8 protein-coding genes are annotated in these 13,316 nt (G+C 45.5%); 6 read left to right on the forward strand and 2 right to left on the reverse strand.

Annotated elements, in window-relative coordinates:
* Positions 1 to 291 precede the first annotated feature (291 nt).
* From L1N97_RS09240 to L1N97_RS09255, 4 genes are all read left to right on the forward strand, one after another.
* Positions 292 to 1,353: a hypothetical protein gene (locus L1N97_RS09240; RefSeq protein ID WP_236129580.1), complete on the forward strand. Its 1,062-nt coding sequence runs from the start codon at positions 292 to 294 to the stop codon at positions 1,351 to 1,353.
* A gap of 265 nt (positions 1,354 to 1,618) precedes the next feature.
* On the forward strand, positions 1,619 to 2,242 hold the full coding sequence (locus tag L1N97_RS09245; RefSeq protein WP_236129581.1) for a DUF2799 domain-containing protein: 624 nt from the start codon (positions 1,619 to 1,621) through the stop codon (positions 2,240 to 2,242).
* Between the two features lie 237 nt (positions 2,243 to 2,479).
* Complete coding sequence (locus L1N97_RS09250) at positions 2,480 to 4,483, forward strand: S9 family peptidase (protein WP_236129582.1); 2,004 nt, start codon at positions 2,480 to 2,482, stop codon at positions 4,481 to 4,483.
* A gap of 306 nt (positions 4,484 to 4,789) precedes the next feature.
* Positions 4,790 to 6,340 carry a leucyl aminopeptidase family protein gene (locus tag L1N97_RS09255; protein ID WP_236129583.1) on the forward strand — a complete coding sequence of 517 codons (1,551 nt, stop codon included), beginning with the start codon at positions 4,790 to 4,792 and terminating at the stop codon, positions 6,338 to 6,340.
* Positions 6,341 to 6,443: 103 nt separating this feature from the next.
* On the opposite strand, the gene L1N97_RS09260 is transcribed toward L1N97_RS09255, so the two are convergent.
* A complete protein-coding gene (locus L1N97_RS09260) occupies positions 6,444 to 7,685 on the reverse strand; it encodes an MFS transporter (protein ID WP_236129584.1) in 1,242 nt (413 codons plus the stop codon).
* 15 nt (positions 7,686 to 7,700) lie between these two features.
* Positions 7,701 to 8,717, reverse strand: coding sequence for a LacI family DNA-binding transcriptional regulator (locus L1N97_RS09265; RefSeq protein WP_236129585.1), 1,017 nt, complete (start codon positions 8,715 to 8,717; stop codon positions 7,701 to 7,703).
* 146 nt (positions 8,718 to 8,863) lie between these two features.
* Here L1N97_RS09265 and L1N97_RS09270 point away from each other — a divergent pair, with 146 nt between their 5' ends.
* Together L1N97_RS09270 and L1N97_RS09275 are read left to right on the forward strand one after the other, a co-directional pair.
* Complete coding sequence (locus L1N97_RS09270; RefSeq protein WP_236129586.1) at positions 8,864 to 10,309, forward strand: glycoside hydrolase family 32 protein; 1,446 nt, start codon at positions 8,864 to 8,866, stop codon at positions 10,307 to 10,309.
* 196 nt (positions 10,310 to 10,505) lie between these two features.
* Complete coding sequence (locus L1N97_RS09275; protein ID WP_236129587.1) at positions 10,506 to 13,244, forward strand: TonB-dependent receptor domain-containing protein; 2,739 nt, start codon at positions 10,506 to 10,508, stop codon at positions 13,242 to 13,244.
* Positions 13,245 to 13,316: the final 72 nt, after the last annotated feature.

The following is a 13,316-nucleotide window of genomic DNA, read 5'->3' on the forward strand; positions in this document are numbered from 1 at the left end:
GATAAAAGCTAAGCATGGTTTGGTAGTTTACTCAACCGTTTATCGGCTCATCAAACAGTAGAACATACCCAGGTTAAGGCCTAATATTTTTTTGCAGGGTAAACGAGATCTGCCTGAAAAAGCGACACTGCATACTTACACAGTATGGCGGCTTTTTTACGTTGCGTTATGCTGTTTGTCGTAAGGATGTATGCCGCTGTTGACTCAGTAGTTAACGCGGCGCGACTGCCAAAAGCAGGTCAGGATGAGCAAGGGATAACGAGGCAGGGATGCCATTTTAGGGAGATAAGTATGTGGTTTGCAGCGTTAACCGGTTTTAAAGAGCAGGGCGCCGCCCAGATCAGACAATTACTGCAGCTAGAGGGTGATTATCTACGCAGTAAGGTGAATGGTTTAAGCTACAAAGTGGGCTCGTTAATCACGCCAAGTTTAGCTGAGTTACATACCCGTGCAGCGGCTGTGTTACAGCAGCCACAGCAACCGTTATCACACCTGCAACTGCGCGAGGTGGTGGCAGATGCACAAGCCTTACATGCCGATCCGAAAAATGCAGGGGCGCTATTTCAAGTTGCATCACAATTTAACTTGTTAGAAATGGTGTCACCGACCATTACCCCAGATAGCGGTATTACCAATTATCAATTTGATAAAACCCAAGGCCCAGCCTGCGCTATGGCCTGTGGTGCTGGGCTGATTTATCGCAACTACTTTGTGCCGGTGCAAGGTAAGCTAGGCCAAACGGCTGAGCGCCAGTTAGATATGTTGGATGATTTTGCTGACGCTTTACTTAGCCATATTAAAACAAGCACGGGGCGCAGTGATCAGCCACTTTGGTTGATGAAAAATGGTTACGCATTACCAACTCAGCAACAACTATTACTGATTAATCAGGCGTTAACAACCTGCTCTAGCGCTGAATTGGCGCAATTACGCGGCCGGATAAAAATTGGCTTGCAACTCGATACCCAAGTTACGCTCAAAGGCTGTTTTCATGCCGTGTCGCAAGCTTATTGCTCGGCTATGCCAGTGGCATATAGCCAACACAGCACAGCGTTATGGCAGCCGTTAGCCACCTTGGTATTGCAAGCTGCTTACGAGGCAACACTGGCTGCAGCAGTAGTAAACGCCGCAGCAACAGGCAATAAAACGCTGTATTTAACACTACTCGGTGGTGGCGCCTTTGGTAACCCGACAAAGTGGATTATCCAGGCGATCAGCGCTGCACTAGAGCAATACAAACACAGTGGTTTAACCGTTAATATTGTTAGTTATGGCGCGAGTAAACCTGAGGTGCAAGCGCTGCTGAACAACTATAATGCAGTGCCAACCAACAAAATGTCAGGTCCAACCTAAAGCATGAACGATAGCATCACCAAAAAGACTTCGGCCTGTTAGCAACGCAAAATGGCCAATCTTTTTTACATACACGGTATGTGCCAGCAACAGGCGGGTGATAAAAATGTTGTCTGCAGAGCGGCGCGTTTCGTCACGGCACGGCGATAAGACCGTGTCTTTAGGATCCTCACTTGCCAAAACAGCGTGTTAGCAGTTAACGTATACGGCATCATTGCCTTGTAATGCATGAGTTACGAGGCGTAATCAGTATATCGAGACGGTAATGAATAACAATAAATGGCCACTTTTGCTGCTGAGCATTATCATTTCTGGCTGTTCTGGCATGAACAAATCGCAATGTATTACGGCAGATTGGCGCACTATTGGTTTTGAAGATGGCGTTAATGGTAAAGCAGAAAACGCCATTGCCACTTACCGGCAAGAGTGTGCAGAGCACGGTGTCACACCGCAACTGGAAGCGTATCGGCTGGGTCATCGTGAAGGTTCAGAGCGTTATTGCACTACGCGTAACGGTTTTATTGTAGGCAAACGCGGCAGTAGTTATCAAAATAGCTGTATGCCCGACTTAGAAAAGGGCTTTTTGCTCGGTTATCGCGATGGCAAAACCTTGTTTGAATTGCAGCGAGCGTTAAATTCAGCGCGTTCGAACATTGATAAGCAACGTCGTGTTATTGCGAATTTAGAGCAGGAAATCGTCGATAAAACTGAATTACTGGTAGCAGATGGCTTAACGCGCGATGACCGAGTACAGTTATTAAATGAAATTGAGCTGCATAAATATGAAATTAATGAAGCGCTTAATGCGTTGCCGGGGTTAGAAGAACAAGCCTATAGCGCAGAGCAAGCCTATATCCAAGCTGAGCAGCGTTTTAAAAGCTATTTATAGCCTAGCACGTGAAAAGCTTGGGTTTTTCATTATCCCGCCATGCTTCTCTGCTAAACAAACCGTTTAGCGCTATTGCCTCAGGCAACTGGCGTAAAGCGGTTTGGCTTTGTTCACTAAAGCCTGCTGATTTAATTAAAATAAAACGTATTTATTAGCACGTTGAACGGTTTTCACTTGTAGATTTTTAGCGGTTACGTTTCAATCAAGATTATCGTGATTCAGCTAAAGGTCGATCTTATGTTGCTACGTTTTTTTGTCTATTTCATTTTGTGCTGTTGTTTTGGTGCCTTTGCCGCTACCCGAGGCATGCAGCCAGAAGACTACTATCGTTTTGTGTTTGTGGCAGAGCCGCAATTAGCGCCCAATGGCAAGCAGGTAGCCTTTGTACACACCACCATTGCGGCCGATAAACGTGAGCGGTTAAGTAACCTATGGTTAGTGGCGACCGATGGCAAAAGCCCGCCACGGCAACTGAGTTTTAGTAACGCCGATAGCAGCCCGGTGTGGTCTCCTGATGGCAGCATGTTGGCCTTTATCTCTGGTCGTGAAGCGGGGCAACAGCTGTATATTCTGCCGATGGCAGGCGGCGAAGCACGTGCCGTAACTGCGTTAAAACAAGCCGGCATACGGGATTTTAGTTGGTCACCGGATGGCAAACAGCTGTTACTGACGTTAAGCATTGACCCGACTGTTACAGATCCCAGCACAGAAAAAAGCAAAAGTGAGCAAGCCAAAGCTGATGTGGTGGTGATCACTGATGCGCTTTATAAACGCAATGGCGGTGGCTATTTAAATGAACGCCGCTCTGGCTTATGGTTATTGGATCTGAACAGCGAAAAACTGACAAAACTCACCGGTGACACACGTTGGCATGATCATTCAGCGGCATTTTCACCTGATGGCAAGCAGATTGTATTTGCTTCAGATCGCAGTGCGGAGGCGCTAGAAGGCAGCATGCAGCAAGGGTTATATCTTTATCAATTAAGCGATGGCTCTACCAAGCAACTGCCTACCTTGCCCGGTAATGCCAGCGCGCCGCAGTGGTCACCCGATGGCCGTCGACTGCTCTATCAATATCAAGCCGATTACTTTACGCCAGAGCAGTTAGTGTTGCTGACTTTACGCGATGGCAATAACAAACAGGTGGCAGTTGATTGGGATCGTAATGCCAGTAGCATGCAATGGCTTAATAATGATCGTATTTTACTCAGTGCGGATCACTTAGGCGCTCGGCCTCTTTTTGAACTCAACTTACGGCGTGATAAAACGCAAATTCGCTTAAGCGAACAAGGTAGTGCTTCAAATGTGAGCCTTTCCGCCAATGGCAAACAGCTAAGCTACCTGTGGCAAGATGCGCTAAACCTGCCCGAAATTTGGTTTCAAACAGAGAGCAATACGCCGCGCCAATTAACCCAGTTTAATCAAGCGTTATTGGCTGAGTTAACACTACAGCCATTAGAGTCGTTTTGGTTTGAACACGAGCAGGGCAAAAGTCAGGGCTTTTTCATTAAACCCCTTGGTTGGCAAGCCGGGCAGTCGTACCCACTGGTATTGAATATCAAAGGTGGCCCCGGTGGCATGTGGGGTGACGAATGGTTTCATGAATTTCAGATGATGGCTGCCAAAGGTTATGCCGTGGTCTTTACCAATTATCGCGGCAGTACCGGCTATGGTTTTGCCCATCAACATGCGGTGCATGCCGATTACGGCGGTGTAGATTATCGCGATAATATGGCGGTGCTGGATACGGTATTACAGCAACACGACTGGCTTGATGCAACACGTTTGTTTATCACCGGCGGTAGCCATGGCGGCTTTTTAACCAATTGGATCACCACGCAAACCAGTCGTTTTAAAGCAGCAGTTACGCAGCGCAGTGTCAGTAACTGGATCTCGGAGGCGGGTACGCAGCAATTTCCACCCAATTCAATGCGTCGTGAATTTGCGGGTAGCATTTGGGAAAACTATGACTTGTATTGGGATCGCTCGCCGTTAAAGCATGCCGATAAAGTCACGACACCCACCTTGATTATTCACAGCACCGCCGATCACATAACGCCCATTGGTCAAGGCGAAGAGTGGTTTTATGCGTTAAAAGCCAATCAAGTACCGGTTGAAATGGTGGTGTTTAAAGATGAGAACCACAGTTTGTCTCGAAGCGGGACACCGGTAAATTTGGTTGAGCGCTTAAAACGTATTCTAGACTGGTTTGAGCGTTATCATCAGCCAACCAAAGCCTAAAACAAAGCGATGATCTGATGCAGGTTGCGCTGTGCTAAACGCAGCAACCTGCCGTTATTGCTCAAGGCACCATCACTGAAAAGCCCATTGTTATTCAGCATGACAGCCAACAGCGGTTTTCATGAGCTAAATCATCGAAATAGCCAGGTGCTACAAAGGCGCTATCGCCGTTAACTATCGGTTAAATACTCAGTTTTATCGCTAAAAAGTACGCAAGCCATGACGGGTATGATAATTAATTATTTATAACCCCGTTAAGCCAGTGCTGACGTTGGTGACATGTTTATTGAAAACTTGAGGAGTAATATGAAAAAGTCTCTACTTTACTGCGCAGTCGCGCTCTTTAGTTTTAGTGCCGCGGCAGTCACACCACAGCCGTTTTTAAACACGCAGGTGCAATTTAATCAAAGCCAGCAACAGGCCGACATCTTAGTGCTCTTGGTACCTGAAAATACCACTGATCTGGCGATAACTCAGTGGAGCAGCACCAGCCGCGCGCACATCAACCGCGCCATGCAAGTCGCCGAGTTTACCGGTAAAAGTGGTAGCAAACTGGAAGTCGTTGCACCCGTTGGGTTAGATGTTGACCGAGTAGTGCTACTCGGTGTGGGCAACCCCGCAGAGTTAAGTCGGGCCAAAGCCGAAGAGTTAGGCGCGACGCTAGGCGTGCATGTTAACAGCACCTCGGCTAAACGCGTGCAAGTCAATAGCCAGCTGATCAGCGACACCGCCCTGAATACCCACATCAGTACTGCTTTAGCCCATGGTATGGAGCTGCGTAATTACCGCTTTGATCGCTTCAAATCGAAACCGGATGCACGGCCTGAGCAACAATACACATTGCACGTTACCGATGTAAAAGCCAGCCAAGCACAATACCAGCAACTGCATGCGCTAGCCCAAGGCGTGTTTACCGCGCGGGAACTGACCAATTTACCGGGTAGTAGCGGTTATCCTGAAGCCTTTGCTAATTATGCCAAACAGGTATTAGAGCCGCTCGGTGTTAAGGTGACTATCTTAGGGCCAGAACAAATCAAGGCATTAGGCATGGGCTCGCTGTATGGCGTTAGCCAAGGTAGCGATAAAAAATCACATTTATTAATTGCGCATTGGCAAGGCGCCGACGGGCAACCCGTTGCCTTAGTGGGTAAAGGCAATACCTTTGACTCTGGCGGTTATAACTTAAAAACCTCATCCTCTTCTATTATTCGCATGCATACCGATAAAGCCGGTGCGGCCGCCGTTGTTGGCGCGGTGCAAGCGTTAGCAGGACAAAAAGCGGCGGTGAATGTGGTGGCGGTAGCACCACTGTCTACTAACATTATTTCGCGTGATGCGCAGCTGCCGGGTGATGTGGTGACCGCCGGTGATGGCAGCACCATTGAGATTGGTAGCACCGATGCCGAAGGCCGTTTAATTTTAGCCGATGGCATTTGGTATGCGCGTGAGCATTTAAAAGCGCGGGCAATTGTTGATGTGGCCACCTTAACCGGGGCCAAAGTGGGCGCTTTAGGCACGGCTTATTCGGCCGTGTTTACCGAAAACGTTACCCTTGAACAAACGCTACGCGAGGCAGGCGAAAAAGTGCAAGAGCGAGTATGGCCATTGCCACTCGCCGGATATGAGGGCATAACTAAAAGCCGTATTGCCGATAGGATCAATACCGGCTCGCCCGGTGCGCAAGCGGGTGCCATCTTCCTACAACACTTCGCAGCAGATACGCCATGGGCACACGTTGATATGGCCGGCGATGCCTTTAATAACACTGCGAAAGGTATTCACCCAGAAGGCAGTAATGGTTACGGCGTGCGCTTATTAACAGAGTGGGTTAAGTTGTATCAGCAAAGCAGTAACTAAGGTTTTCGTTTTCAGTGTGCACACATGCAAAAAGCTAGGGGGACCCTAGCTTTTTCGTATCAGCAAACAAGGCTTTACCTTACTTTAGTAAGCTAAGCGGGCGTTAGGTGGTAACGGCATTTTTAATCGGTTTGGGTTTGTCCGAGGTTAGGACAAACATAGATACAATAACAAAGAACGCTACTACCAAGCCTATAATTTTATAGGATTGAGCAAAACCAATCTGATCGTAAAGCATGCCCACCAAAATGGATAAGCCACTGGCCGCCACTTGGCCCATAAACTGAAAGCCCACAATGTAAATAGTGGCAGATAAGCGGGCATCAAAGGTTGCCGTAATATATTTAAAAATGGCGATTAACATAATAGGTAGCTCAGCCGCATGCAGTAATTTCATGGCTGAAATAGAAATAGGATCTGCGGCATAACCTGAGCCAATAATGCGCAGAGCCATAATTGCGCCGCTGAGCAGTAACCCGTTTTTGGCGCCAATTTTATTGACAATAAAGGGCGCAAGAAACATACCGCCGGCTTCAAGAAACACTTGAAATGAGTTTAAATAGCCGTACATGGCGTTACCTTCGGCTTGGCTGGCGAATTGCGCAGCAAAATACACTGCAAACTGCTGATCATACACGCCATACACACAAGACACGCCGATAACCCAAATAGCAAAGGCCCAAAACTTGCGTTGTTGAAATAATAACAGCGCATCGCGTAAGCTCAGTGCATTGGCTTTTTGATTAATTTCAATTTGTTTAGCGCTGTCTTCACTAATTTTGACAAACAACAGGCTGGTTAAAAAAATCAGCGCACAACAGCTGGCTAAAATAAAATTCAGCGAAACAGAGACATTAAAAATTTGGCCGGTGAAAAAGGTGGCTATAGCCCAGCCAACAGAGCCCCACATCCGGGCTTTACCAAACTCAAAGCCTGTTGTTCTGCCGACACGCTCGATATAGGTTTCAACGGCCCCGACACCGGCAAAAAACGTGGCAGAACAAAAGAAGCCGCCAACTAAAGCACCTAGATAAATAGAATGCATTAACAAAGGTGTGTAAACAAAAATAAAAAAAGGCCCACTTAACAACAACATTAAACCGACAAACCATAAGAGGTTTTTGCGTAGGCCAAGTTTGTCTTGTAAAAAGCCGTAGCAAGGCATAACAAAGAGAGCGGTGATAGCGTTAATACTAAAAACCAAGCCGGTTTCAGAGCCATTTAAACCAATAGCTTGGTTAAGCCAAATAGGGTATATGGAAAAACAAAATGACCAAGTTAAGAAAAAGCTTAAAATGCAGGCACTGAGCAGCCAGTAGTTACGTTTTGCAATAATATCGGTCATGTTGTTTTATCCTTGTCATCTTCTGGCAGAGCCATGCGAGTCTCTTAGTAACAATTGACCGCTGATCTCTAATGTTTTTATATTTGATTGAAGTTCTTTGTTTATGGCTATATTGGCGGCCGTTTGTCCCATATCGAAGTAGGGCAGGCTCACCGTGGTCAGTTTTGGTAATAAATTTTCAGCAATAAGTTTGTAGTTGTCGTAACCGACAATAGAAATGGTCTCGGGGATCTTGTAACCCATTTGACGGATCAGCATAAACACCCGCATGGCCATTTTGTCGTTACCACAGCAAATGGCTGTGGGACGCTCTAATCGGGACATAATGTCTTTTAGTACACCGGGTAACTCTGCAAACTCGTCGTCTTTATTAATACACACGCCTTCTCGGATCAGCGCGTCATCTACCGTTAAGCCCGCGTTTCGGTGCGCATCTTTAAAGCCTTTTACCCGCAAGGGGGTGGCAGACATATCATTAAACAGGGTTAAGTAGGCAATATTCTTGTGGCCATTATTAATCAGTTGCTCTGTGAGTTTAAACGCACCTAAATAGTCATCAGGCAAAATGGTGGGATGTCGTAAGACTTTTTCATAACAGTTCACTAAAATAAGCGGACATTTATTAAAGGATTCTTTAATTTTGACCTCTTTGTGTGAAACCGTGGCAAAAATGATGGCTTCGGCCCGTTGCCGTCGAAAGTCATCGACTAACCGTGAAAAGCTTTTGGCACTGCCGCCTGTCTCACCAATCATCAATAGCTTTCCATGTTTTTCGCATTCATGTTGAATACCAGCGATAATGTCGAAGGAGTCCGGGGTGGTGGTGAGGTTTTCGGTAATCAGACATACCACGCCTTTTTCAAGCCCACGTAAAGCCTGTGCCGCCGCCGAAGGGTAAAACTCTAACTCTTCCATGGCTTTAGTAACTTTTAAACGTGTTTTTTCACTCACCCCTTCAAAGCCACCGAGCACTCTGGAAACGGTTTTTACTGACACGTTGGCTTTTTCTGCAACATCTTTAATTGAAGACATAATTATCCGGTTTCTCTGTTAAACACTGGCCTTTATTATCACACACCTCAGACATTTTTGTTGACAATTAGGTATAGCTTGAGCTCATAATGACTAACGATAGACATTTTATCAAGTAAAACTTTCTGTTTTATAAAGAGGCACAGATGCAGCAGACTTCAGCACAAACCGTTAATCAACGCACAACTTGGCATCCAAAATTTCATTTCTTTAAAGATGGGCACTGGGTCAATGATCCTAACGGCTTGTTTTATTTTGATAATACCTACCATCTTTTCTTTCAATTAAACCCTGATAACACTGTGTGGGGCAATATTCATTGGGGGCATGCAGTCTCAACAGATTTAATGCATTGGGAACATAAACCCACAGCCCTTTTTGCAGAGCCGGATGGTCTGGGTTATATTTTTTCTGGTGGCGCGGTAGTTGATCATCACAACGCTTCGGGTTTTGCTAAGCAAGGTGAAACACCGATTATTGCTACTTTTACACAGCATTCTAAAGCCGAAGTACAAGTACAAAGCATGGCGTATTCTCTGGATGGGGGAGCCACTTTTACCATGTACGAACACAACCCAGTGTTACCTAATCCAGGACTAAAAGATTTTAGAGATCCGAAAGTGGTGTGGTTTGCACAAGACCAGGTATGGATTAAAGCGGTTGTCGCAGGGCAATGTGTGCATTTTTACCGCTCGTCTGACTTACGAAGCTGGCAAAAAGTGTCTGAGTTTGGCCAAGGCTATGGTGCTCATGGTGGTGTGTGGGAATGTCCAGATTTATTTCCATTAACTTGCAGTAAGACCGGTAGGGAGCTTTGGGTGTTACTGATCAGTATCAATCCTGGCGGCCCCAATGGTGGCTCGGCTACGCAATATTTTATTGGCCATTTCGACGGTCAGCATTTCAAACCACTCGACAACGAAACGCGTTGGTTAGATTACGGTACCGACTGTTACGCAGGTATTACGTGGGATAACACCCCGCAAATTAACACGCAACGCACCTATATAGCCTGGATGAGCAATTGGTTGTACGCCAACAAAACGCCTGATAATAGTTGGCGCGGCGCCATGACATTGCCACGCACCCTTAAACTGGCGCAAAAGGCACAAGGCTATGTGCTAGACACAACGCCGGCGGTTTCTTTTGCCAGTTTTAACTGGCCTGTTGCTGATGTTGTAAATGAGCACAAGGCCATTGCTTTACCCGACGTGTATTCAATGCATTTTGCTTTAGAAAACAACGGCGCGGTTACAACGCTTAGTTTTAGCAATGAGCTGAATGAACAATTTATTGTGACCATCGATCTTCAGAATAACCACATTGTAGCCGATCGCACCCAAGCGGGTTATCAAGACAATGGCTTTGCAATAAAAGCCAGCATGCCGCTAAGCCTAACCGAGGGCGAGCCAGTGCAAATTGCACTTTATATGGATACCTGTTCGTTTGAGCTGTTTGTAGCTGATGTAGGCTGTTTTACCATGCTGTTATTTCCCAATGCCAGTTTGAACCAATTAGCCATTAACACGAATTCAAAAACCGCTAACATTAACAATTTACAAATTAAAGAAATTGACGATTTAGCTTTATAAAATATTGAAAATTAATACAAACATTAAGAAGTACTAAACAAGGTCTTACAATACGTATAAAAAAATTATTGACAGGCATTAAGTTAAAACTGTAATGTCTATCGATAGACATAGATTGAGTAAAAACTCAACATCTAGCAGACAGTGATTGAGCTTAACACTCAATAAAAACTTAGCCGACGAAAGGAACATCAATATGTATAAAAAAACGTTAGTCGCTGTAGCTATCTCAACAGCTTTGGCCATGCAGGCTTCTGCATTGTCCGCGCAAGAGGCCGATAAAGCCGAAGAAAGCGAAGCTGCTGAGATTGAAACCATCATTGTTACCGGTGTAACCAGAAACACGCAAAAAATGGAAGCGACATTTTCCATTAACACTATCTCTGAAGAAGAGATGAAAAGGCTTGCTCCTCATGGTGCTGCAGAATTACTGGGTAATATTCCAGGTTTCTTCCCAGAAGGCGGTACAGCAGGTGAAACACATAACAACGTGTTAGTGCGAGGCTTACCACAAGCAGGCGGCTATCGTTATGTACCCAATCTTATTGATGGCTTACCGACATACGAAGAGCCAGAAGCGCCTTTTATGAACAATGATGTGTTCATTAAACCTGATCTGATGACCACCAATGTTGAAGCGGTAAAAGGTGGCCCGGGTGGGGTGTTATATTCTAACGCTTTAGGCGCAGCGGTGAATTATATTACCCGTACAGGTACCCAAGATTTTGAAGGCGCATATAAAATTGAAGTAGGTGATTGGGGCCATGTTAGAAATGACTTTTTTGCTGCTGGCCCAATCAATGACAATTTAACCTATGCTATTGGTGGTTATTATCGGGTAGCGGATGGTATTCGCGATCCAGGCTATACCGGCAACAGCGGTGGTCAACTGCGAGGCAACCTGCTTTATATCAGTGATGACAACTCTACAGAAGTAAAGTTACAAGCACATGTCATTAACGATAAAACCAATTTTTATCAAAACATCCCATACTCTATTACCAATAATCGGGGGGTGGGAACACCGGATAACCCGTTTAAAATTGATCCGTCAAGTGTCAACAATTTAGGCGTAGATTTTGGTAAAGGCAATACGGTTTCACCACAAACCAGTTACTACACACTGTACAACCCGGATGGTAGTCGTCTTACTTTAGACATTAGTGATGGCGTAGCACCAAAATTTAATTTGTATACCTTTAATATCACTAAAGATTTTGAAAATGATTGGCGCTTAACTGCCTCGATGCGTTCTACCACCGGCACTAACGGTTTTAATGCGTTATTTAATGATCCCTTATTTGAACGTTCTAGCTTAGAAGCTGAGCAATTTGCCCGTATTCAAAGTTTTGATGGAGCCATTGGTGCTGCTTATGCCAATGCGGTAGGCGTCAAAGCCTTTTACACTGATACGGTAAATGGCACAGATTTAAGCAATGCCACAAGAGCTCCTGCTGTTATTGCCAATAACACCCCTGTTTACGGTAAAGTGGATGCGACCAGCTTTGTCAGTGATATTCGATTAAGTCGCTTTTTTGACTTTAGCAACCAGTCACATGAATTGACATTTGGTGTTTATACCAGCCATTACACTTATAATGTGCAATCTGTTTTTGCTACAGCGTTAAGCGATGTGAGCGGCAGCTCAAGATTAGTTGACCTGTATGCGGTAGATGCCAATGATAACCAAGTGGGTCCTTCGATTACCGATAACGGTGTGCTGCAACCAGCCATTTTCGGTTTAGGTGCAGATGCCACCATGCGCACCAATGCCTTATATCTGCTGGATCACATCACTTTGCTGGATGGTGATTTGCAGTTAGACATTGGCGGTCGTTACCAAGATTTAGAAGTGGATCGTGTTACTACTAACTCTTTTAATCCAGGCAATACTTCTAACGATTTTACACCTAGCGACGTTGTGGTAGGTTCAACTAACGATACCCTGGCTGATAATTTTGTGAATGTGCCAGACGGCAAACCTAACTTTGCGTCGGAAGAATATGATTCATTTGGTTGGACCGTTGGTGCTAACTACCGTTTAACGGATAAGATCACTACTTATGCCAGCTATGCGGATTCGTTCAGATTACCTGGCTTTGAAGATTATATCTTCGGCGGCCCGGCTACCAACCCTTCAACCGGTGAGGTTGCCCGTGGCGATCTTGTGGAAGATATCAAGCAGTATGAGGGTGGGGTGCGCTTTACGGGTCAAGGCTATGAATTAAACTTTAGCGGGTTTTATATTGATTTTGCAGCTAAAGAATCACTGGGTGCCACTTTGGATGACCTTTCTGCAACAGGTACAGGGGGCTTAGCCTGTAACACTGTTCCTGCACCTGCTAACTGTCCGAAAATTCGTGATAGTTTCCGCACCAGCTTAAAAACGAAAGGACTAGAGTTTGAAGGTAGTTACCGCCCAGAGTGGTTTACCGGTATGACCCTGCAAGGCAGTATTGTGTGGCAAGATCCGAAGCAAGGCCAAGATAACGCTATTCGTGCTGCTATTTTAGAAACCGACACTAATGGTGATGGTGTAAATGACTTACGTCAGTATGACATCTCTAGCGGTGCCGATAGACGTCCTCGTCGTCAATCGCAGTGGTTAATTAACCTACGTCCATCATATGACTTTGCGGATATCCCGCTAACCGTATATGGCCAAGTGTTGCATTACAGCGAGCGTTTTGCTGCTGATGGCGATACCAATGTGACTATTTACCCAGGTTACACCCAGTTAAACGCGGGCTTACTATATGCAATCACGAATGATATGGAATTCCAATTTCATATTAGTAACTTAAATGATGCAGACTCTTTCACTGAAGGAAGTTCTGTGACAGAAGGTTTACGTTTTGCAAATGGTGATTACACCGGCGTAGCGCGTCCATTACTTGGCCGCACCATCAAAGCGTCACTGCGCATTGATTTTTAAGCTAAGCGCTAAAACGGTGTAAACACGACTTTTACCGTTAAAGTAAGAAAGAGAGGGAGCGCAGGCTCCCTT

This window comes from Rheinheimera sp. UJ63, assembly GCF_021568285.1.
GTDB classification, from domain to species: Bacteria; Pseudomonadota; Gammaproteobacteria; order Enterobacterales; family Alteromonadaceae; genus Alishewanella; species Alishewanella maricola.